The organism is Dietzia sp. NPDC055343 (genome assembly GCF_053645265.1).
The window spans coordinates 1-20,655 of record NZ_JBSHMJ010000048.1 but is presented as its reverse complement, the minus strand read 5'-3'; the positions used below and the strand labels follow the sequence as shown (position 1 = coordinate 20,655).

Annotated in this window: 20 protein-coding genes and 4 pseudogenes; 13 read left to right on the top strand and 11 right to left on the bottom strand. The window is 64.8% G+C overall.

Annotation, left to right across the window (positions count from 1 at the left end):
• Window positions 1–897, top strand: a pseudogene (locus tag ACWIE7_RS16655) (IS3 family transposase); the annotation flags it as partial.
• Between the two features lie 13 nt (window positions 898–910).
• On the opposite strand, the gene ACWIE7_RS16650 reads toward ACWIE7_RS16655, so the two are convergent.
• Complete coding sequence (locus ACWIE7_RS16650; protein ID WP_454070007.1) at window positions 911–1,549, bottom strand: hypothetical protein; 639 nt, start codon at window positions 1,547–1,549, stop codon at window positions 911–913.
• 544 nt (window positions 1,550–2,093) lie between these two features.
• Here ACWIE7_RS16650 and ACWIE7_RS16645 point away from each other — a divergent pair.
• Together ACWIE7_RS16645 and ACWIE7_RS16640 are read left to right on the top strand one after the other, a co-directional pair.
• A complete protein-coding gene (locus ACWIE7_RS16645; protein ID WP_454070006.1) occupies window positions 2,094–3,263 on the top strand; it encodes a hypothetical protein in 1,170 nt (389 codons plus the stop codon).
• 109 nt (window positions 3,264–3,372) lie between these two features.
• On the top strand, window positions 3,373–3,693 hold the full coding sequence (locus ACWIE7_RS16640) for a hypothetical protein (RefSeq protein WP_454070005.1): 321 nt from the start codon (window positions 3,373–3,375) through the stop codon (window positions 3,691–3,693).
• Window positions 3,694–4,139: 446 nt separating this feature from the next.
• Here ACWIE7_RS16640 and ACWIE7_RS16635 read toward each other — a convergent pair whose 3' ends face one another.
• From ACWIE7_RS16635 to ACWIE7_RS16620, 4 genes are all read right to left on the bottom strand, one after another.
• Window positions 4,140–4,892, bottom strand: a complete 753-nt coding sequence (locus tag ACWIE7_RS16635) for a DUF6226 family protein (protein ID WP_454070004.1) — start codon at window positions 4,890–4,892, stop codon at window positions 4,140–4,142.
• A 187-nt stretch (window positions 4,893–5,079) separates the two neighbouring features.
• On the bottom strand, window positions 5,080–6,102 hold the full coding sequence (locus ACWIE7_RS16630) for a hypothetical protein (protein ID WP_454070003.1): 1,023 nt from the start codon (window positions 6,100–6,102) through the stop codon (window positions 5,080–5,082).
• Window positions 6,103–6,206: 104 nt separating this feature from the next.
• Entirely contained in the window at window positions 6,207–6,482 is a 276-nt protein-coding gene (locus ACWIE7_RS16625; protein WP_454070002.1) for a hypothetical protein, read from the bottom strand.
• A gap of 489 nt (window positions 6,483–6,971) precedes the next feature.
• A complete protein-coding gene (locus ACWIE7_RS16620) occupies window positions 6,972–7,388 on the bottom strand; it encodes a hypothetical protein (RefSeq protein WP_017838558.1) in 417 nt (138 codons plus the stop codon).
• A gap of 198 nt (window positions 7,389–7,586) precedes the next feature.
• Between ACWIE7_RS16620 and ACWIE7_RS16615 the strand changes: the two genes are divergently transcribed.
• Together ACWIE7_RS16615 and ACWIE7_RS16610 are read left to right on the top strand one after the other, a co-directional pair.
• Window positions 7,587–7,907 carry a hypothetical protein gene (locus ACWIE7_RS16615; RefSeq protein WP_454070001.1) on the top strand — a complete coding sequence of 107 codons (321 nt, stop codon included), beginning with the start codon at window positions 7,587–7,589 and terminating at the stop codon, window positions 7,905–7,907.
• A 631-nt stretch (window positions 7,908–8,538) separates the two neighbouring features.
• Window positions 8,539–9,192 (top strand): recombinase family protein, encoded by a 654-nt coding sequence (locus ACWIE7_RS16610; protein WP_454070000.1) that lies wholly within the window; start codon window positions 8,539–8,541, stop codon window positions 9,190–9,192.
• A 29-nt stretch (window positions 9,193–9,221) separates the two neighbouring features.
• Here ACWIE7_RS16610 and ACWIE7_RS16605 read toward each other — a convergent pair whose 3' ends face one another.
• From ACWIE7_RS16605 to ACWIE7_RS16595, 3 genes are all read right to left on the bottom strand, one after another.
• Window positions 9,222–9,629 (bottom strand): four-helix bundle copper-binding protein, encoded by a 408-nt coding sequence (locus tag ACWIE7_RS16605; protein ID WP_454069999.1) that lies wholly within the window; start codon window positions 9,627–9,629, stop codon window positions 9,222–9,224.
• A 123-nt stretch (window positions 9,630–9,752) separates the two neighbouring features.
• Window positions 9,753–10,346 (bottom strand): CueP family metal-binding protein, encoded by a 594-nt coding sequence (locus tag ACWIE7_RS16600; RefSeq protein ID WP_454069998.1) that lies wholly within the window; start codon window positions 10,344–10,346, stop codon window positions 9,753–9,755.
• Window positions 10,343–12,289, bottom strand: a complete 1,947-nt coding sequence (locus tag ACWIE7_RS16595; RefSeq protein ID WP_454070008.1) for a heavy metal translocating P-type ATPase — start codon at window positions 12,287–12,289, stop codon at window positions 10,343–10,345. Before ACWIE7_RS16595 ends, ACWIE7_RS16600 begins: the two co-directional genes overlap by 4 nt.
• Window positions 12,290–12,319: 30 nt before the next feature.
• On the opposite strand from ACWIE7_RS16595, the gene ACWIE7_RS16590 reads away from it, so the two are divergent.
• Window positions 12,320–12,595 carry a hypothetical protein gene (locus ACWIE7_RS16590; RefSeq protein ID WP_454069997.1) on the top strand — a complete coding sequence of 92 codons (276 nt, stop codon included), beginning with the start codon at window positions 12,320–12,322 and terminating at the stop codon, window positions 12,593–12,595.
• Window positions 12,596–12,856: 261 nt separating this feature from the next.
• Here ACWIE7_RS16590 and ACWIE7_RS16585 read toward each other — a convergent pair whose 3' ends face one another.
• The gene (locus tag ACWIE7_RS16585; RefSeq protein WP_454069996.1) at window positions 12,857–13,492 is read right to left on the bottom strand and encodes a DUF305 domain-containing protein; all 636 of its coding nucleotides are present in this window, start codon (window positions 13,490–13,492) and stop codon (window positions 12,857–12,859) included.
• Between the two features lie 61 nt (window positions 13,493–13,553).
• Window positions 13,554–13,826 (bottom strand): annotated as a pseudogene (locus ACWIE7_RS16580) (multicopper oxidase domain-containing protein); the annotation flags it as partial.
• A gap of 366 nt (window positions 13,827–14,192) precedes the next feature.
• On the opposite strand from ACWIE7_RS16580, the pseudogene ACWIE7_RS16575 reads away from it, so the two are divergent.
• Both ACWIE7_RS16575 and ACWIE7_RS16570 read left to right on the top strand, forming a co-directional pair.
• A pseudogene (locus ACWIE7_RS16575) lies at window positions 14,193–15,454 on the top strand (IS256 family transposase).
• A 1,069-nt stretch (window positions 15,455–16,523) separates the two neighbouring features.
• Entirely contained in the window at window positions 16,524–17,252 is a 729-nt protein-coding gene (locus tag ACWIE7_RS16570; protein ID WP_454069995.1) for a hypothetical protein, read from the top strand.
• Here the strand turns inward: ACWIE7_RS16570 and ACWIE7_RS16565 are convergent, their stop codons facing one another.
• Window positions 17,253–17,780 carry a TetR/AcrR family transcriptional regulator gene (locus ACWIE7_RS16565; protein WP_454069994.1) on the bottom strand — a complete coding sequence of 176 codons (528 nt, stop codon included), beginning with the start codon at window positions 17,778–17,780 and terminating at the stop codon, window positions 17,253–17,255.
• Window positions 17,781–17,833: 53 nt separating this feature from the next.
• Between ACWIE7_RS16565 and ACWIE7_RS16560 the strand changes: the two genes are divergently transcribed.
• The 5 genes and pseudogenes from ACWIE7_RS16560 to ACWIE7_RS16540 all read left to right on the top strand — a co-directional run.
• Entirely contained in the window at window positions 17,834–18,661 is an 828-nt protein-coding gene (locus tag ACWIE7_RS16560; RefSeq protein WP_454069993.1) for an SDR family NAD(P)-dependent oxidoreductase, read from the top strand.
• 33 nt (window positions 18,662–18,694) lie between these two features.
• A pseudogene (locus ACWIE7_RS16555) lies at window positions 18,695–19,153 on the top strand (integrase core domain-containing protein); the annotation flags it as partial.
• A gap of 34 nt (window positions 19,154–19,187) precedes the next feature.
• Entirely contained in the window at window positions 19,188–19,817 is a 630-nt protein-coding gene (locus ACWIE7_RS16550) for a hypothetical protein (protein ID WP_454069992.1), read from the top strand.
• A gap of 179 nt (window positions 19,818–19,996) precedes the next feature.
• Entirely contained in the window at window positions 19,997–20,290 is a 294-nt protein-coding gene (locus tag ACWIE7_RS16545) for a hypothetical protein (protein WP_454069991.1), read from the top strand.
• Between the two features lie 57 nt (window positions 20,291–20,347).
• The coding region (locus tag ACWIE7_RS16540) for a hypothetical protein (protein ID WP_454069990.1) at window positions 20,348–20,655 on the top strand (308 nt) is incomplete at its 3' end.

Sequence of the window (20,655 nt, the reverse complement as noted above, 5' to 3'; positions counted from 1 at the left end):
CCAGGCGAATCTGCCGGGAAAAGGTGGTACCCGCTCGTGAGCGAGCTCGCCGCTGACGGCATCCCCGTCGCGGTGGCGTGTCGGGTACTTGGAATAGCTCGCCAGCCCTACTACCGGTGGCTCAAGTGCCCTGTCACCGATGCCGAACTCGCCGAGGCGTACCGCGGCAACGCCCTGTACGACGCCCACCGCGAGGACCCCGAGTTCGGCTACCGCTACCTCGCCGATGAAGCCGAGACCGCCGGCGAAAAGATGTGCCGGCGCACCGCCTAGCGAATCTGCTCCACCGGCGGCTGGAACAGCACCATCAGCAAGAAAGGCCGCGGCAAGCATCGCAAGGCCGGCCCACCCGTGCACGACGACCTCGTCGAACGTGACTTCACCGCTGTGGGCCCGAACGAGCTGTGGCTCACCGACATCACCGAGCATTGGACGGCCGAGGGAAAGCTGTACCTGTGCGCGATCAAGGACGTCTATTCGGGCCGCATCGTCGGTTATTCGATCGACTCCAGGATGAAGTCCCGCCTGGCCGTGGCCGCCCTGAGCAGCTCCGTCGCCAGACGGGGCGCCGTGACCGGCTGCGTACTACACAGCGATAGAGGATCTCAATTTCGCTCGAAGAAGATGCAAAAGGCCATCACCCGATACGGCATGCTCGGGTCGATGGGCAGAGTCGGTGCGTGCGGTGACAACGCAGCGATGGAGAGCTTCTTCTCGCTGCTACAGAACAACGTCCTCGACCGCCGATCCTGGGCCACCAGAGACGAGCTCCGGGCCGCCATCGTGCACTGGATCGAACGCACTTACCACCGCCGCAGACGACAAGACCGCCTCGGCAGATTGACCCCCATCGAATTCGAGACAATCATCAACCACGAGGCCCCTCAGGCCGCGTGACTAACCGTGTCACCTAACCGTGCATCAGCCCCGTGGGGTGGGACTTGTCCATGACCCACACGTCAGCACCGTTCACCGAAACAGCCCCGGCATTGAAGCTTCTTGGGACGTCGGGGACGTCGTCGAGGTCAAGGTCCACCACGATTGCTGTCGGCTGGTAGAGGTCATCGGTGGGGATGATCGTCCAGCGTGGCCATTCGCTGTCCGGTGATGAGCCCAGATCGCTTACCCGCTCGGTGCCAGGGACGCGACGTTTGCCGTCCGGAGTGTCCTCGTATCGCTCCTCAACCAGTTGCAGACGTCGCACTCTGCCTGTTGTGGTTTCCGGGTGGCCTGGGAGGGCACGGGTGAAATCAGGCCACAGTCGCGCGGGCACCCGGAGTCGGCCGGCGATTGGCTCGTCATGGAGCCATTTTGCGGTCCAGCCGTCACCGGTGACTTTGAGATGCCACTTCAACGTGCGGTCCGGGTACAGGCTCGGTGCGACCCCGTACTCGGGATGCACCGAGACAGGGAGGCTCTCGATTCCGGCAGTCGACTGTGCCACGTCAATGTCGAAGATGAGGGAGACGCTGACGATGTCTCCCACGAATAGCTGTGACGGGAGACATCCGTCCATGAAGATCGCACTGGAAGCGAAGATCGAGATCATGTGGTCGGCGGTGCCGTGGCGCATATCCAAGACCCGCGCACTAGGGGACCGAGGGGGCGACGCCCTCGGGCACGGGTTACCTGACGTGAACGCTACACCGTGGACGTCGCCGGGAAGGCGCGGATCTGGAGGAGCTGGTACACGCACTCGGCGGACGGCGATACGGGAGAGACTGTTCTCGCACAGGGCTGTTGGCCTGTCAGATTCAACGAGGTCTCGGCCTGGTTTCGAGGCTGGAACCGGGAAGAATGGTTCATCCCGGTTTGAACCCGGTTGCCGCCTCTGCGCACGGCCAGCCGTTCCTTGGGCCTCAGGCTGGCCTTCCAGCGCCCAGGCTTCCTGACGCGGGTTCGGTCTCCGTTTGTGTGCTTAGTCGAAGCCTGCCGGGTACCGTCCGAGTGAGGTAACCCCGCGCCCGTTGGCTTCGCCCACCGGTTCGTCTACTGCGTGGGGCTCTTCAATGGAATCCGGCAGTACGCCGCGAGTGATTCAAGTCCTCGTAGGCCATGAAATATTCGAAGACGGAACACTTCCCCCACTCCACGTGGACGACGTCATCAGCGTCAAACTCTCCTTGTGCTCATCGTCAGCACCCAGGACACCGGGAACGGCCACCCACCGCGTCACAGTGCAGCCCGAGTACGGGCATGCCCCCTGGCAAGACCAGAACGACACCCTGTGGTGGCCGTTCGAAGTCACCGGGAACGGGTGGAACGCCACCTGGCGTCACCACACCCCGGTCGCCGGCCTGATGCACGTCACCGGCTTCCTCACTCCGGACTTCCACCACGCAGTGCCAGGCGAGCCCGGGACAGTGACCGGCAGGGTGCGTCGCCTCCAGCTCGTCGAGCAGCAGGCCAAGGTCACGCATAGGGCGCACGGTTACGTGCCGGGCACCGAGCGGCTCACAGACCTGGGTACGTCACCAGACCGCTACTGGCCAGACTGGTGGAGCTTTGCGGAAGACGGTCAGTTCGAAGAACGCTGCATCCTGGTCGATCTCGACCTGGACGCCGTCGCCGACCAATCGTCCCGTTTCGAGGCCGGCGACGTGGCGGCCCATGGCTCCGACGTGTGGGTCATGGACCGATCCACCCCGGTCCTGTTGCACCTGGACCGCTCCCACACTCCAGCCAGCTTGACCGAGTACCTGCTCCCGCTGGCCTTCGAACCACCCGGCTATGGCGGAAGTCGACGGCTTCATGCCGACAGCGGTGGCTGCTGGATCACGTGCCCGGCAGAGATCGTGCGTTGCGACCTAGGCGGCACTCGTGAGGTGAGCATCCGGCGCGTGACTGAGGACGGGGGAGACTTCACCGTCTATGTCGAGGGGAGACTGTTCGCTATCACCCAGCCGGATCCGGGCATGCGTATCCACGACCGATACGGTCCTATCCGGTTCGATCCCGAAGAGTTCCCGTTCCGCGAACTCGTTGGCGACTCGCTCGTGCGTGTGGACGACGAGGAGACGATGGCGCTGGCCTGGGAAGGTCGTGAGCAAGGGGGCCGCCAGAACCAGATCAAAGCAACCAGGGCAGCGAAGTGGGCAGACGACAATCTGTTGACCATCTGCACGCCTGACGGCGGTGAAGAGACCGTCGACTTCAATGATCGGGCACCCGGCCGCGTGAACTGGGTCCGCCCCGACCCCTTCAACGATCCGGCCAACGCAGACGTGGTAGACCCGATCACCTTCCGCTTCCCCTACAGCTGACGAGAATGGCCGAGGAGAGTAAGCGCGGGCCGTCGCGGAAGTCGGTGCGGGAGGCCGTGCCCTCAACGGGGAGCGCTCGCGGGCCCCAACGTTGCTGGATACTTGGTTAATGCGCCAGGAGACAATTGCCGAGGCCATCCGGCAGGAGTTCGAGCTAACCCGGGACTGGGTGTCCATTGCCGGGGCGCTAAGTGTGCTCGATATTAACGACAGAGCGGCCACCAGGCTCGAGGTTGAGGCGATACTCAGGTGTGTCGATGAGACGCCGACTCTGAGGCTGGGCATGGTTCGCTCACGGTTCCAGGAGGTTGCTACGCCGCTGCCGATAGCCGATCTTCTCGACGAGATCTTCAGCTGCACTTCCCCGTCGGACCGAGTCGGGGCCATGATGGGCTACTTCATCGACGTCCAGCATCTCGGCGGTAAATAGCGTCGACACGCGTCAAGGTGGAAGCCACGTACGTGGCTGGGCGAGCGGTGACGACTACAACGAGTTCAGACGGCGATGGCGACTCGACGACCCCCGTAGCGCAAACGGATCGCGACTCCGATGCCCTCGTCAGGGCCGGCAGGATCCGCCACATCGATCTGGCTAACTCTCCCGCCGAGGTTGTCGAGGAGTTGATGAACAGGGCCTCGGCGGAAGGGGCGCCGACGACGCGGGAGGCTGGCCAAACTGCCCGAACGCGGCTGGGGATGAGCTCTGACCTGCATGCAATTGTCGTGGATTGTCAGCTGCGCGATTTCTGCCCATTTCGTGACAATCGGCAGCTGACAGGCCGGTGACAACGCCCTGGTGGATCAGGCCTGAACTGACAAGCCGTTTGAGAACCGACAGATCCTCGGGCGACCGGTCTGCAAACCGAGTTTTGAACCTCAGGACCAGCGACGGCGCGATCTTGGGGTGGGCACGAGTGGGCGAGCTTGCCAGTCGGCAGGCCATGGCGCGGCAGAGAACGCGGCAGGCCGGACGGAGTGCTGGACGGTGTTGCTCTGGCTGCCGAACGACGTGCGGATCTGGAGGAACTCGTCACCTAGCTCGACTTCGAGGGAGCCGTCAATGACGGACAGAACCCACCGGTCAACCTCTTCGAGTAGATCTGCAGATCCGCGATCACACCCATCGCATCCGCAATCGGGAATCGAGGCGAGCATCACCGCCGGGTCACCAGCGGCAAGCGTCAGGGTGGGAACGTGAGCACTATCGACCGGCTCGTGCACAGTCACTACTAGCGGGGCCGCCCCGGCCGCATCGGCCTTAAGTATGGTGCTGACACCGCCGGCATCGAAAGGCGCGAGGGCCCATTCGACTCGCCCCAATTGCCGGGCCCAGCCGCGGGCCATCAGTACTTCGATCCACGCCTGCGCTCGCGCCCTCACGATCAAGAATTTGCCCGGGTTAGTGACCTGTTCGTATGACGCCCTGTCCGGCATCTGGCCATTGGGCCATGGGTTCGACCACGAGGGCGTGTCCGCACCGGCGACCGCGAACGCTACGTCGACGCTGCCGAGCAATGCGCAAATCTTGTCTGAAAGCTCCGGAAGAACCGATTGCCCTCCGGCTTCACGATGGAGCCGAAGACCGGTGTTGAAGTCCTCCCACCAAGACAGCCCCGATGCGTCAGCCACGCTCGCACGGTACCGTCCCCGCTGCTGACCTGACGGCTGAGCGGGCATCTCCAGTGGCGCCCTCCCTGACGCTGTGACCCGAGAACCGACTTCCCAGATGCCGAGTGTCGGTAGTCCAGTTGCTTGAGCGCCTCAGAAACCTAAAGTTTTACGAGACTCCGGTTTCGGGACCAAGCGCGCGATGACGTTATGGGCCGATAGCGATTTCGCGTGTCTTGGCAACTTGCCTCGATAACGGCGTGAAGAACTCGTCGTCGCCGAAGACCTTCGTGAGGTGGCGGAAACGTGAAGCGCACAGGTAACTAACCGCGTCTAGGCGCACTTCCACGCCCGGGAGTTCATCGGCGAGCTGTGCGGCGATGGCGCGTCCCTCGCGGTACCAGGCGACCGGATCAACATCGTCAGCCCATTCCGGCAGGGCGAAACCTTGATCCGGCAGACCAAGATCGGCGCCTGTTCCGTCGTGGTCCCGTCCGTAGTCGATGAAGCCGTGGCGCCAGTCCTCGTTCCATCGCCAAATCCGATCCTCAAGCTGTGAGGTGAGCCCGAGGCTCCGGGGGGTCGGGATCCCGAGCAGCCCCGGGCTGGTGCGAAGCCGAGGGGGCTGGTGATACGGCAGAAGACCGGCCCAAAGTCCCCACTCGACCCCGTATTCCGGCATGAGCTTCAACTCCCCCGGCACATCCGGATCGGGTTCGTTTCCGGGCATCCGCCAGCCGACCTCCCGGGTGTACTGCCCGCTAAGGGCGCACACGTAATCAAGTTGATCAGCCACCAACTCGCACACCATGTACTTCTCCGCGCAGCAGAACACGAAGTGCTCCGGATAGTGCTCGCCGAGCTTCTCAGCGAGTTCGTGCCCGCGGTCGAGCCAGTCCATCTCGTCGAATCCGTCCGACCACACGGGCTGATCAACCGGACGGTCACCGAGGTGACGGAAGTGTCTCTTGAACTCGCCGATCCAGCCCTCGATTTCATCCCGCAGAACCTGCGGTATCTGTAGGTCTGCCGCCACGCCCTGACCATGCCCCGGGTGACCCGGTGGAAACACATCAAGAGAAGCCGAGATGTAGAGCCGGTAATCGATGACCGGGTGGAGTGCGACAAAGCGGCGACCAATTGGGCCCGGGTCCTCAGAAACCCGGCACGCCGCACGACACAAGTGCGAGGCACGCAGTCCATGGAAGGTTCCATCCGGCGAGACACGCATCAGCCGAGAGTAACCCGACAGCGAATCCGGCAATCAGCGACGGGACACGGCACAAGACCGCCGGGAATATCCTGCGAACGAACAGCAAGCGCCCGAATCACGTCTCACCACTGGGGTTCGACGACAAGCCAAGCTATGACGGTATCCACCGCCCACAACGCATCGCTGGTATCGCTCAGGTCTTTTCCGCTCGCCAAGCGCCCTTCTTCCAGCAAGGCCGCCGGGTGATTGACCGCCGCCTCGTAAATGACCATCGCTTCTGGTCCGGCGAGCGTTCCGCAGCCACGCGACGCCGGCGTTGGCGTCGGCATCTCGAACTTAGACGGCGAGGGGCCCGGCCACGCGGGGACATCGTCGACAGTGAGGGCGGTATCGACCATCCCCGGCTGACAAACGATCACCTTCTCGGGGACTGCGAGTTCCTGGGCCGCTGAGGAGGGAGCGCTCTCGACCGGCGTCGCCTCGGCTGGCGATGAGCTGGACGGACCGTCGCTGCCGCAACCTGCCAGGAGTGCAACCCCTAAAAAGGAAGCGCCCACGCCTGCGGCAGACCGCCTGAGCATCGCTACCCCGTTCCCGTGTCGTGAACCATGAGCCGATGTTGTCACCGACCACCTTGCAGTCGCAGCATGTCGGCTTGAATCGTCGCCCTGACCGCGCTTTTGGTCAGCAGAGCAGCTTTCGCGCGCGACCGACCGTCCCAGTTCCTTGGTTTTGGGACGTTGCGCGGTTTCTTTCATCAATAGGCCGGTCCGGGACGAAGCAGACTGGACCGGCACCGCTGGCGTCGAGGATGACGAAGAAGGTGACCACCGTCATTTTCACCTCCTACCAGCCGAAGGCGATGGTCCAGGCTGTACCGGGTGAGCTCAGCTGGGCGCGAAACCGCCAACCTCGATAGATACCCACACGGGCACGATCAGCAAGACCACGACACTGAAGCCGGCTACGGCCGATCCGGTCAGGAGCCGTCCGCGCCGCCACCTCCACAACAGCAGCCCGCTGGCCGCGTACACCGCTACAACGGGAACTGCCCACGAAAGCCAATAACCCACCGTCGGACCGGGCACTCCAGGCGCTCGATCCTGCGTCGGCACCGCCGACAGTTCTGGAACCGCGAACACGCCGCGGAAAGTCTGGACCGCCCAGGTAACCGTGTACCAACCGACAACGAGGCCCACGAGCAGGCCGACCGCCGGCAGGAGGGAAACTAGCAACCCACGAAGAACGCTCTCGCCCGATCGGCCAGCGGCCGCCGAGCCCGCATCGGCATCTCCGCTGGCCATCCGATCACCATAGTTGCCCGCCTTCATTAGCGGCTTGCAGCTCATCGACAATCGCGCGGTAGGGGCCTCATCCACCAAGCCTCGCCGAGCCCGAGCGTCCGACGAGCGGAAGAATGGGCCGTCACGAAAATCTGTGCGGGAGGCCGTGCACTGAAACGGGAGAACTCGCGCGCCCCGATGTCCCTAGATACTGGGTTGATGCGCCAGGAGACAATTGCCGAGGCCATCCGGCACGAGTTCGAGCTAACTCGGGACTGGGTATCCATCTCCGCGGCGGCAAAGGTCCTCGATATCGACGACTGGTCCGTTACTCGACACGAGGTAGAGGCGATACTCAGGTGCGTCGAAGAGACGCCGACTCTGAGGCTGGGGACGGTGAGCTCACGATTCCAAGAGGTTGCCTCGCCGCTGCCGATAGCCGACCTTCTCGACGAAATCTTCAGTTGTGCTTCCCTGTCTGACCGGGTCGGCGTCATGATGAGCTACTTCATCGACGTCCAACCTCTCGGCGGCCACTGACGTCGCCGCGCGTCAAGGTGGAAGCCACGAACGTGGCTGGGCGAGCGGTGACGACGACAACAAGTTCAGACGGTGATGGCGACGACTCGGCGACCGCTGCAGCGTAAACGGATCGCGACTCCGATGCGCGCGCCTGGGTCGACAGGATCCGCCACGTGGATCTGTCAGCTTCCCGTCGAGGTTGTCGAGAAGCAGATGCGCAGAGCCTCAGCGGAGGCGTCGTCGACGATGCGGCTGATTGGCCAAGCTCTTCGAACGTGGCTGTCGATGAACTCTGACCGACACTCAGTTGTCATGGATTGTCAGCGGCGCGGATTCTGCCAATCTCGTGACAATCCGCGGCTGACAAGCCGGTGACAACGCCCTGGTGGATCGGCAGCGTACTGACAAGCTGGGTGAGAACCGACACGAAAGTTGGGATTCTGGGACGAAATCTTGGGATTCTGGGATTTTGGCCCGGTATTGAAGGAAACGGTTGGGACTGCTGAGAATCACCTGATAATACAGATTTCCAACCGCTACTGCGGTAGGTGCTGGGCTCGGCACCTTGTCGGGCAGGGCATCCTGAATGCACCCGGGCGCTGGTGTTTGTCGCACAGCCGCTGGGTAGCCAGCGGAGGCGCTTTTCCACTTGCAACACGATGCCCTCGCCGCTGCCAGCTGCTACAAGGTCTTCACCGACACCGCCTCCGGGGCATTGGCATCGCGCCCAGAGTTGGGAAAGCTTCTCGACCAATTGCGCCCTAATGGCACAGTCGTGGTCTGGCGCCTGGAACGCCTGGGTCGATCGATCCGGCATCTGATCGATCAGATGACCGAGTTGCAGGAACGAGGAATCGAGTTCCGATCCCTGCAAGAGAACATCGACACCGGGTCCTCGGGCGGGCGGCTGGTGTTTCACATCTTCGCCTCGCTGGCGGAGTTCGAACGAGACCTCATCTCCGAACCCACCCATGCCGGCCTGGAAGCCGCCCGGGCTCGCGGCCGTGTCGGCGGGCGTCCACCGTTGTTGTCCGGGGATAAACTGCGCACCGCCCGCAAGTTCTACGAGCAACAAGACATGACCGTCGCCCAGATCGGTGGGGTCCTAGGGGCAGCCGCACCACCGTGTACCGAGCTCTCCAACGTGGGACCGACAAGCCGGCCCCACGCCGACAGAAGTCGACGTCGGCGTAGCCATGAGCGGGGGCGAGGAACCTCAAGGTTCGATCGGTGCCCCTACTGGCGCGAAGACTGCGGCGGCGCGATCGCGGATCGTCAAACGCGACGTCGTCTCGGGGCTTGAGCAGTTCGCCCGGGTTGTCGGACGAGCTGTCAGTCTATTACGGCGAGGAGTTCGGCGCAGGCCTTCTCGCATTGACGGCAGACCTCGGCGCAGATCTTGCAGTGTTCGTGCATGCTGACGTGGTTGTCGCACTCGTCGGCGCAGGTCGCACAAGCGATGCGGCACGCGGTGAGTAGTTCCTTGACCACACCCAGGTTGCTGCCGGTACGGCGGCTGACCACTGCCGCGGTGGTGGCACAGATGTCGGCGCAGTCCAGGTCGGTGCGGATGCAGTTCCTCAAGTCTGCGACCGAGTTCTCAGCCAAGCAGGCATCCGCGCATGCCGTGCAAATCTGCGCGCAGGCCAGCGCGGCGTCGATGGCTTCGGCCAGTAGGTCGATGTTCAGATCGGTGGTGGGGTTGGGGTGGGTGTTGATCATCGCGGTGGTGGTACTCATCGGTTCTCCTAGAACGTTGCTGATCGGATACGTCCGCGACGGTAGTCACCGCTTGTGGGCTCTGCCACCGCTTGCGGTGGTCGGCTCCGTGGGGGCGAACTGACGCGCGGGTTCACTGCGATGTCAGTCCAGGCGCAGCGAGGTCAGGCATGTCAGATCGTCGTCGTTGCCAGTTGAGATCGGTGCGGTCGCGGTCTTTCCGTCATGTTCGACGGTGAGTGTCCCGGACAGGCCCCGTGGCAGCCAGATGCCGATGAAGCCGTTGTCGTAGGTGGTCCGTGTCTCGTCGAGGACGGTGTCGCCGGTGTTCTGGTCGGTGACGGTGACGCGCACTTGCTCGTGTCGTAGTTCACCGCGACAGGTGGTCAGACTGTGGAAGTAGCACTCGTGTGTCTGGCTTTTATATGGCGCTAGCGAGAGGTAGAACTCATCGTCCGGCATCGGAATCGAGGTGGCCTGATCATCACTGGTCAGCACGAGGGAGTCGGGCTGAACGGAGGCGAGGAGGTCGACTGGGCGTTCGGAGACTCCCATCGTGTCCAGACGCTCGATAATTCCTCGGGCATCGAGCCCTGCCAGACCGTGCTGGTCCAAGACGGTGGCTTGGCTTGTTTCCGCGCCGCCGCCGGTGGCGGCTGTGGAGCATCCGGTGACGGTGAGGGCGATCGCGGCGGCCGCCGCGAGGATCGACCGGGAGGCGGTGGCTCGTGTGGTCATGCGGCTTCCTGACGTTCTGAGGTCGAGGCTGTGACCGTGTCGGGGCGCAGGTCCAGTTGGCGAAGTAGTTGAGCGTTCGCCGCCACGACGACCGTGGACAGGGACATCAGGATCGCGCCGACGGACATCGGCATCACCAGGCCGATGGGTGCCAGGACGCCCGCTGCGAGGGGGACGGCGAGCAAGTTGTAGCCTCCGGCCCACCACAGGTTTTGGACCATCTTGCGGTACGCGGCGTCGGAGAGCACGCGCACACCGACGACCGCGCGAGGATCGTCGGAGGCCAGCACCACGCCGGCTGAGGCGATCGCTACATCTGTGCCGGCGCCGATGGCGATGCCGACGTCGGCCTGGGCCAGCGCTGGCGCGTCATTCACACCGTCGCCGACCATGGCGACCGCGCGCCCCCCGTCTTGGAGCTGTGCGACCTTCGCGGCCTTGTCCTCGGGCCGGACACCCGCGAAGTAGCGGTCGATGCCGAGCTCGGCAGAGACCGAGGCGGCCACGGCATCGGCATCGCCGGTGATCATCACAACTTCCAACCCATTGCGGTGCAGGGCGTCGATCGCGGCCTTCGACTCGGGGCGCACCTCGTCGACCAGTCGGAGTGCACCGGCGACGGTGCCTTCGACCAGGACGTGCAGGATGATCGCACCATCGAGTCGCCACTTGTCGGCGATCTCGAGCTCTTGACCGTTCTCCTGTTCCAGCAGGTAAGGCCCACCGACCTGGACGGTCCGGCTATCCACGGTGGCTTCGACACCCACCGCCGGGGAGGAGCTGAAATCGGTGGCGGGCCGGATCTCGAGGTCGCGGTCCCGGGCGGCGGCGACGATGGCCTTGGCCAGCGGGTGCTCTGAATCGGATTCCGCAGCTGCCGCCAGGGCCAGGATCTGGTCTTCGTCCCATGTTCCGGAGGCTTCGACAGCGGTGACGGCGGGCGTGCCCTTGGTCAGGGTTCCGGTCTTGTCGAACAGGACCGCGTCGACGGTGCGCATGCTTTCCAGTGCCAGACGGTCCTTGATGAGCACGCCTCCACGGGCCGCGCGCTCGGTAGCGATCGAGACCACCAGAGGGATCGCCAGACCCAGGGCGTGAGGACAGGCGATCACCAGGACGGTGATCACGCGGACGACGGCCTGGTCCGGCGTGCCGACCACAAGCCACACCACCGCGGTGAGCAGTGCCGCCCCGAGTGCGAACCAGAACAGTAAAGCGGCCGCACGGTCGGCGATGCGTTGTGCGCGGGAGGAGGAGTTCTGGGCATCGTCGACGAGTTTCTGGATCCCGGCAAGGGCGGTGTCGTCGCCGACGGCGCTGATCCTCACCCGCATGCCCGAGTCGGTGGCCACTGTGCCGGCGACCACGGTGTCGCCCTCGCTGCGCCGGACGGTGCGGGACTCGCCGGTGATCATCGACTCGTCCATGCTGGCCGTGCCCTGCGTGACCACACCATCGGCGGGCACACTTCCTCCGGGGCGAACGATCACCACGTCCCCGACCTGCAGATCTGCAGGCGAGACCGAGACGATCTCCTCGCCCTCAACACGCTCGGCCTCATCTGGCAGCAGTGCGGCCAGGGAGTCCAGGGCCGAACTGGTCTGGGCGAGTGAGCGCATCTCCACCCAGTGGCCCAACAGCATGATGACGATAAGCAGCGCCAGCTCCCACCAGAACTCCAGATCGTGACCGAGCAGCCCGATGGTCGAGCCCCAGGAGGCAACGAAGGCGACGGTGATACCGAGACTGATCAGCAGCATCATCCCCGGCTGGCGCGCCTTGATCTCGTCATATCCGCCGGTGAGGAAGGGCTTGCCTCCCCAGACGTACATGACGGTGCCCAGAATCGGAGCAACCCACCGCCCCCAGCCGATCACCTCGTACCCGAACAGCATCCCGAACATCGGGGAGAACGCGACGGTCGGGATACCCAGCAGGAGCATGATCCAGAACAAGCGCCGAAACACCTGCACATGGCCCCCGTGGTCGTGGCCGGCGTGCTCGTCGTGCGCGCCGTGACCGTGATGGGTGTGACCACCGGGCACACCTTGGGCGTAATCGCCGTGTTCGTGATGAGCGGTGGACTCGGCAACGTCACCGCCAGGCCCGTGATGGTCGCGATGGTTGTGGTTCGTGCTCATCAGTCCGTCTCCATTTCCGTGTTACCGAGGGGCCTGATTTCCATGGGGGTAATCGGCGTCGAACAGCACGCGCAGGACTCCTGGACCGCGGTGAGCGGAAGTATCTGACTTCGATCAGGTGTCATGGTGTTCCCCATCCTCTTCGATGCGGTTGATCTTTGAGGTTCACTTCTCGCCAACGATACCCTGGTGGGGTATATTCCCCGGCTCGCCCGGCGTCGGTCTGGACATGTCTGGACCTGCGCGAAGTGGGCGTGGCGACGATGCCCAAGCGAGTGGTCTTATCCGGAGCGTGGGCCGCGCCGCCAGCGTGGGCGGGGGATAATCTGCAAGGCCCATGCGGACGACTCGAGCCGGGTTCGGAATGTTCTACATGGCGTCCAGCATCTGTCGCATCGTGTCGATTTCCTGCTGCTGGGTGTCGATGATGGTCTGCGCCAGGTCGATGGCCGGCTGGTAGATACCGTTGGCGATTTCGTCTTCGGCCATGGAGACGGCGCCTTCGTGGTGGGCGATCATCTGATTGAGGAACAGTTCAGCGGCTTCGGGGCCCGGGGCGTCGGACAGCTGCTGCAGCTCCTCGTCGGACAGCATGCCCTCCATCTCGGACATGTCATGGCCACCGTCCATGTCCTGTGGCTGCGTCGGCTCGCCCCACTGCTCGAGCCAGGTGGTCAGCTGCTCAATCTCCGGCCCCTGCGCAGCCTTGATCTCGTCGGCCCGCGCAGTGACGTCGTCGGGGACGCCGTCCTTGGCCAGGATGATGGCGCTCATCTCGATGGCCTGCTGGTGGTGGGGCATCATCATCTGGGCGAACATCACGTCGGCCTCGGAGTGCTGAGCCGACTGCCCTGCTGCTTCGGTGGTCGAACTCCCGCTGGTCGCGGTCGTTTCGACGGCGGTCGTGGTATCGCTCGCCGTCCCGGTCTCATCGTTGGTGCAGGCGGACAATCCGAGCAGGACCACGGCGGCAGCGGCGGTCGTCAGAAGCTTGTGTCGGTTCATCTGTGGGTGTTTCCTTTCATCTGCGGGCGTCGGCCCGCCCGGGGGTGGGCTACCTGGCGTGCTAGGCGAGATAGGACAGAGTGGTCATCATCCCGGCTGCCTGGTGATAGGCGTTGTGGCAGTGCAATGCCCATTGGCCGGGGTTGTCGGTGTCGAACTCGATCTCGATCGTGCGCATCGGCCGGATCGACACGGTGTCTTTGCGAAGTCCACCGTCCACGAGCGCGAACGTGTGCCCGTGCAGGTGCATCGGGTGGAACATGTCGGACATATCGCGCAGCCGCATCCGCACCCGCTCCTGACGGTTTACCTCAAGAGGGGCGGAGTCCGGGTGCGCTCGTCCGTTAAGGGTCCACCGTTACGGCGACATCGTTCCGCCCAGGTCAACGCTGTGGTAGCGATCATGGCCCCTGGCGGGCAGTCGCGCCTGCTCGCTTGGTGACAGGTCGGTCCCCACTAGCGGGCGTCGGCTCATTTCGACCGGGCTGGACTCTGCCGGGAGATCGCCTGATGCTGTACGAACGAGGGCCTGCGCGTGGCCATCTTTGCCTTCCGGCTGAGCGAACAAGTAGTGCCCCATAGAGTGGTGTAACTCGGTGACCCAGATCGTCAGCAACGCCCGTGTCGTTGACGGATGTAGAGCGGCCACCGCGTGATCCTTCGAGTCAACCGTCTAAAGAATCCTCGAGGAGTCATCGCGATGACCGCACCCCATATTGTCGACCCTGCAGGCCTGCTAAGCCAAGCCCTCACCGACGCATCACCGGATCTGATGCGCGAGCTGCTGGGAGACCATGATCAACGCCCTGCTTTCGGCGGACGCCGACGCCGTCTGCGGCGCCGAATGGAACGCCCGCTCTGCCGAGCGCACCAACTACCGAAACGGCTACCGCCACCGACCCCTTGACACCCGGGTTGGCACCGTCGACGTCGCCGTTCCGAAGCTGCGCTCGGGCAGCTATTTCCCGGAGTGGCTGCTCGAGCGCCGCAAGCGGGCCGAGTCCGCGCTGATCACCGTCGTGGCGGACTGCTACCTGGCCGGAGTATCAACCCGCCGGATGGACAAGCTGGTCAAGACCCTGGGCATCGACTCACTGTCCAAATCCCAGGTCTCCCGCATGGCCGCAGACCTCGACGAGCAGGTCGCCGCGTTCCGCCACCGGCGCCTGGACGAGGCCGGCCCGTTCACCTTCGTCACCGCCGATGCGCTGACGATCAAGGTCCGCGAGAACAAGCAGGTCGTCAAAGCCTCGGTGCTGCTGGCCACCGGCGTCAACGGCGACGGCCACCGCGAAGTCCTCGGCATGCAGGTGGCCACCAGCGAGACCACCGCGTCGTGGAACACCTTCTTCGCCGACCTGGTCGCCCGCGGCCTGGGCGGCGTGCGACTGGTGACCTCCGATGCCCACGCCGGACTGGTCGAAGCGATCGCGGCGAACCTGCCCGGCGCCGCCTGGCAGCGCTGCCGCACCCACTACGCCGCGAACCTCATGACCGCCTGCCCCAAGTCCATGTGGCCGGCCGTGAAAGCCATGCTGCACAGCGTCTACGACCAGCCCACCGCCGACGCCGTCAACGCCCAGTTCGACCGGCTCCTGGAGTACACCGAAGGCCGGCTCCCCGAGGTCGCTAACCACCTCGGGGACGCCCGCGAAGACCTGCTCGCCTTCACCGCCTTCCCCGACGACGTATGGCGCCAGATCTGGTCCAACAACCCCACCGAACGGCTCAACCGGGAGATCCGCCGCCGCACCGACGTCGTGGGAATCTTCCGCGGGCCGCGACGCCATCGTCCGCCTCATCGGCGCTGTCCTGGCCGAGCAGACCGACGAATGGGCCGAAGGCCGCCGCTACCTCGGACTCGAGGTCCTGGGCCGCTGCAGGCTCACCCTCACCACCGACACAAACACCGACTCCACGACGGAGGTGACCACCGATGACCTGATGCAACTACCCGCCTGATCACCAACGAAGGATCAAAAACGAGTTACACCACTACTAGGGGCTTGACCTAACCGAGTGCACCTACACCGAGCTGCGGAACACCGTGGAAGGGGGAGCTCCCTGACCCAGGACGACGGGCACCCCATACCTCTCCGACCGTAAGGATTACGCCGATAAGTCGCGTTCTGCCGCAAGAGAAAGCCCGGGTGTCAGACTTGCTCGACCGGCATAGCCCCAAGTTCCGAACTGCCGCACAGCAGTGCGGCGAGGCCCGGCCCCTTGGCCCTTTATCAGTACCCCTACCCCTTGGGAGGAGTCAGAGTTGCCGAGCGGAACGGAGAGGCGTGCTCCTGCACGCTGCTCCATAGTGCGAGCTGCCCGTTCTGTTGACCCCTCAGCAGCGGCCCTTCTGGACCAGTTGCTGGTCGGGTTAGTTTGCTTCCCTTCGTTACCCCTTGGCAGTACGCAGCAGTGGTGCACGCGACCCGTGGCCCAGCCCAGCTCCAGCGCCGCCCCGGCAGCCGAGACCTTCGCCGAGAAAGATGCTTGCAGACCCGGCCGAGTTCGCGGTGGCCTATTCGCTCTTCCGGCTCCAACGCCAGTACCGAGGCCCGCTCGCTCGACTGTGTGTGTCCCGCGCGTGGTCCTCTGCTCCTAGGCTGTCGATATGCCATTGACGTGGTCTGACATGGGCGAGTTACTTGCTCGCGGTGCCGATGAGTCGTTCGAGGCGGAGCTCGTGGTCCGGCCGCCTTCGTCGCCCGTGCCGCCGGTCCGATTCTGGGTGATGGATGATCCTCGCGCCAACCTGCATGCTGGCCCGGGTCGCACCCGCGTTGCCAGAGCCGGCCGAACGCGAGCGCGCCTCGACCACGCCGATGGAGGCCGGACCCTTTTCAATAGTGGCCGGGTCTGGCAGATAGCGGACGACGGCACCGCGACTACTTTCCGCGTTCGGTCGCTGAACGCGTCCGGCTACGCTGCTCTGCTCATCGATCCACCAGACAACGCCGAGGCGGGCCTGGGCTACGGATTCCCCGCGGGCGGTATTCGCCAGTCCACTCACCAGGGTCGACCCGTCGCGGTGATGTCAGGCGACGCAAGAGACGGTTTCGGCGCCATCGAGATCTCGGTCGACCTGAACACCGGCATCCTCATGCGGGTGGCCGCATCGGATGACTCCTGGGAGGCTCGGCTCGAGAACCTCCAGGTCATGCAAGTCGACGACGCGGTGTTCCGCTGGGAGGGCCGCGCGGAGCCTCCTGGCCCGATCCAGCCGCTGGCCGAATGGGTTCCTGCTCCCATCACTGAGCAGCTCACTCCTGTCCCCGACCCGGAGCCACTGCCGACCGACCCTCGCGCGCGGCGATTGCGCGCCACGCTCGACGAGATCGTCATCGCTGATGGCCAACTCTCGCCACCCCGCGTGGGCGAGACCATCGAGGTGCATCTGTCGTTCCTCGACGACCCCTCGCCGATGAATGCAGAACCCGTCGAGATTCGGGCGTTGGCTGAGCCGATTGGTCAGGGTCCTCCCCGGGAGGACCGGTTTGGGGTCCTGCGTTGGCCCACCATTCTGCGCGGTGACGGCTGGACGGCGAAGTGGTCCGCGCCCAGGCCAGCGATCGGGCATGTCGCGGTCTCAGGCCACTTCGCGATCATCCATGACGCGGCAGCGGCGCAGTGGTTCACTCCCACGCGAGCCGCCGTGTCGGGGATCCGCGTCAACCGTCTGACCGGCCCGGTGCCCGCCGACCCGGAGACAGAGCCGCTACCTGGTAACGCCTGGTCTAGCTGTACTGACCGGACACGTTGATCAATCTGGCCGCTCAAGGCGCCGCACGGTTTCGATGTGGTCCGCCAGCTCGCCGTCACTGAGAAGCGGCAGCCGGAGGAACCATCGGAAGAGGAGGGGAGCGAGCAGAAGCTCTGTGGCTTGTTCTGGATTGGCAAAGCCGTCTGCAGCGACCAGGCGAGCGAACTGCTGCTGCTGGGGCTGAAACATCGCGGTGTGGAACTCATGGGCGATCGACTCGTCGCTTTGGACCGCGGCGGCCAACATCCGCAGCACTGAGGCTCGCGGTTCTGACCCGAGCTCGGTGCTGGTTGCTTTCAGGGCCTCAAACAGGTCCGGGTGGCTCACGAGGGGTTCCGCCGCAGCCGATTCTGCTGCCAGGGCGTCGAACAGGAGTGCATGGATCGAGGGCCATGTGCGGTACAGCGTTTGCTTGCCGACACCAGCCTCGGTGGCGATACCTTCCATGGTTAGGGCGCTCGGGCCGCCACGATCGGCGAGGTGCAGGACGGCGGCAAACACACGCGCGGCGGTGGTAGGGCGAGCCATACCTTCAGTATAGAAACGAGACGGTGCGTCTCGTTTGGTGATTGAATGGGTCCATGACTACAACGGACACCTGGTTTATCACCGGCGCGAGCAGCGGTCTCGGGCTTTCATTGACTCAGCGGGTACTGGCCGCAGGCTATCGAGTCGTGGCCACGAGCCGCCACGGTGTGCTGCCTGTACAGGACCCGTATCTGACCGTGTTACGGCTGGACCCGGCCGATCGGGGTGAGTGCCGGCAAGCCGTCGAGGAAGCTCACGAGGTCACAGGTCGTCTCGACGTCCTGGTGAATAACGCGGGCTACGGCCTCGTTGGCGCCGTCGAGGAAGTCAGCGAGGAGCAAGCGAGGGCGATCCTTGATGTCGATCTCTTGGGGCCCCTTTGGCTCACACAGGCGGCGCTCCCGCTGATGCGCGTTCAGGGCAGGGGCCACATCGTGCAGATCTCCTCGACCGGCGGGGTCGGCGCCATGCCGATGCTCGGTCTCTACAACGCCGCGAAGTGGGGTCTTGAAGCCTTCACCGAGTCCTTGGCAGGCGAGGTCAGCTCCACGGGCGTGCGAGCCACGCTCGTCGAGATCGGCGCTATGGACACCCGGTGGGCAACCTCGGGGATGCAGTTCAGTGCCCCGATTCCCGATTACGACGAGCTACGTCAGCGACTCTTCGGAACCTCCGTCGTGCCGTGGCCCAGCGAGCCGGGGGCCACCGGAGGCGGCTCGTCTCCGGAGGCCATCGCCGAGTCGATCCTTGCCCACGTGGCTGCGGAAGAAGGACCCCTCCGGCTGGTACTCGGCGAAGGCGCCGCCGACCAGATCCGCATGGTCCTCGATCAACGCCAGCAGGACTATGCGCGACAGCCGGGATTTCATGCGGAGAGTTGACCGACGCTGTACGGCCGACTGCACCCATCGTTTGGGCTCAGCCAGGGATACGCATTCGTCCACTCCGTCATCGACGACCACTCCCGCGTCGTGTACACCGAGGTCCACGAGGACGAAACCGCAATCACCGCCGCTGGTGTCCTGCACCGAGCCGTGGACTGGTTCGCCAACCGAGGGGTCATCATCGAGCGGGTCCTGTCCGACAACGGCAGCGCCTACCGATCGCACCTGTGGCGCCACGCCTGCGAGACGCTCTCGATCGCGCCGAAGCGGACACGCCCGTACCGGCCACAGACCAACGGGAAGGTGGAGCGGTTCCATCGCACGATGGCCGATGGGTGGGCGTATGCGCGCTGCTACCGCAGCGAGCAGGAACGCCGCGACGCCCTCGCCGGTTGGCTCCACCACTACAACCAGCATCGTCCGCACACGGCCTGTGGCAACCAGCCGCCCTTCTCACGATTGATCAACGTCCCCGATCAGTACATCTAGCGAGCCTGCGTGCCCCAACGGCTTTGCTCGACACATGGTCCAACACAACGCGGAGGGCCCCGCGCCTGCCATCGCCGTAGCCCTCGACCTGGACCTCGACGCGGCTGAACCCCCACGAGTGCGAAGTGCGTTCGAGCCCGGTGAGCTGTCCGTTGCCGGCGACGACCTCTGGATCGGTGACCGTTTTCGCCCGATCCTGCAGAATCGATCCGGCTCGCGCCCGGAGCAGTCGGAGGATCATCTCCTTCCCCTGCCGGTCGGCTCCCACTCGGACACCGTCACGCCGCATGCCGGGCCGGGCGGGCTCTGGATCGAGCGTCAGCACAAACTCTGGTCGGTGGAGGCCTCCGCTGGCGCCCCGGCACGCCTGCACGACCTCGGCACCGTGCGGTGGGGCTCCGCGGTGACTATCGGAAACCACCTGGTGACCTCTGGCAATCCCCTCCGGCGATTCACCGCGCATGGCGAGGATGACCCGATCGCGCTCCCTCCCGAGATCGGCTCGGTGGGCCCCTCGCCCGCGCGGACGGGGGACTGGTGGTGGTGGGAAGAGAACCAAGAGATGACGACGACGACAACGTCAGCACCGGCGAACACTGGATCCGAGACGACCAGCCACTGCGCTATCGACTGGCACTGCATCGAGCTGGCGGATGGACGGTAGGCGAGTCGTTTGGCCTGCCAGTGCCCCCGACCGCCGTGTAGCGCAGCCGGGACGGCTTCCACGTGCAATGTGCCGACCTTCTTCTGCGGCTCACCGAGTCCTTGGAGCGAGGGACCGTCCACCGGCTCCCGTATAGTCCCCGCGCCGCCGGTCCGACCGCCACAGGTATGTGGCTGACTTTGCGTGCAGATCTCATTGCCCTGGAACTCCGCGATCCAGAGGCCACAGACCCGTGGCAGCTCCGAGGGATGCTCGGCGACCTCGGCCCACGAGGTGAGTTCCGCCAGGGACTACTCGTCCGGCTGAATGACGACCTCGAACCCGCAGCAATCGTTCTCACCGCCACCCCAGCCCCCTCAGTTGCCGTGACCCCCGACGACGTCGTCTGGTTCTCCGGGCGGTCGTTGCGAGGGATCACCGCTGCCGGCGAGCTGGTTCACGGGACGCGAGGAGAGGGCGTGTACGGCGCTTGAAAGTGAGTTCCGTTTCGCAACCCCGGATGCTGCCGAACGTGTGAATAGGGTTAGGGCATGGCGTCGCAGCACATCACCGTGGACCTGGCCCCTGCGACCGCCGATGCGCTGCTGGGATCTCCCTACTTTCACGCGGGTTTCCGCGCTTTCGCGGACCCAGAGATCGCGGCCCGTTACCGGCTGGAGCCGACACCGCCGCTGCGGCCTGGCGATACCGTTCATTGGCCGATCCGGCCCGCCCGGGTTCGTCGTCGGCGCGATGCTCCGTCGCCGAGCAACTTCAGCGCGTGGGCACGGTCCGAGATGCGCCGACAGCGTCGGCGGCCCCGCCGGGCCCACGCGTTCTCCGTCGTTGCTCGAGAGCC

Excerpts from the sequence above, each read along its gene's own strand:
- ACWIE7_RS16570 (WP_454069995.1), top strand. The coding sequence starts at position 16,524 with ATGTCAGGCGACGCAAGAGACGGTTTCGGCGCCATCGAGATCTCGGTC.
- ACWIE7_RS16565 (WP_454069994.1), bottom strand. The coding sequence starts at position 17,780 with ATGGCTCGCCCTACCACCGCCGCGCGTGTGTTTGCCGCCGTCCTGCAC.
- ACWIE7_RS16640 (WP_454070005.1), top strand. The coding sequence starts at position 3,373 with ATGCGCCAGGAGACAATTGCCGAGGCCATCCGGCAGGAGTTCGAGCTA.
- ACWIE7_RS16585 (WP_454069996.1), bottom strand. The coding sequence starts at position 13,492 with ATGAACCGACACAAGCTTCTGACGACCGCCGCTGCCGCCGTGGTCCTG.
- ACWIE7_RS16625 (WP_454070002.1), bottom strand. The coding sequence starts at position 6,482 with ATGGTCGATACCGCCCTCACTGTCGACGATGTCCCCGCGTGGCCGGGC.
- ACWIE7_RS16650 (WP_454070007.1), bottom strand. The coding sequence starts at position 1,549 with ATGATCTCGATCTTCGCTTCCAGTGCGATCTTCATGGACGGATGTCTC.
- ACWIE7_RS16560 (WP_454069993.1), top strand. The coding sequence starts at position 17,834 with ATGACTACAACGGACACCTGGTTTATCACCGGCGCGAGCAGCGGTCTC.
- ACWIE7_RS16550 (WP_454069992.1), top strand. The coding sequence starts at position 19,188 with ATGGTCCAACACAACGCGGAGGGCCCCGCGCCTGCCATCGCCGTAGCC.
- ACWIE7_RS16595 (WP_454070008.1), bottom strand. The coding sequence starts at position 12,289 with ATGCTCCTGCTGGGTATCCCGACCGTCGCGTTCTCCCCGATGTTCGGG.
- ACWIE7_RS16590 (WP_454069997.1), top strand. The coding sequence starts at position 12,320 with ATGGCCCCCGTGGTCGTGGCCGGCGTGCTCGTCGTGCGCGCCGTGACC.
- ACWIE7_RS16605 (WP_454069999.1), bottom strand. The coding sequence starts at position 9,629 with ATGAGTACCACCACCGCGATGATCAACACCCACCCCAACCCCACCACC.
- ACWIE7_RS16600 (WP_454069998.1), bottom strand. The coding sequence starts at position 10,346 with ATGACCACACGAGCCACCGCCTCCCGGTCGATCCTCGCGGCGGCCGCC.
- ACWIE7_RS16615 (WP_454070001.1), top strand. The coding sequence starts at position 7,587 with ATGCGCCAGGAGACAATTGCCGAGGCCATCCGGCACGAGTTCGAGCTA.
- ACWIE7_RS16630 (WP_454070003.1), bottom strand. The coding sequence starts at position 6,102 with ATGCGTGTCTCGCCGGATGGAACCTTCCATGGACTGCGTGCCTCGCAC.
- ACWIE7_RS16620 (WP_017838558.1), bottom strand. The coding sequence starts at position 7,388 with ATGGCCAGCGGAGATGCCGATGCGGGCTCGGCGGCCGCTGGCCGATCG.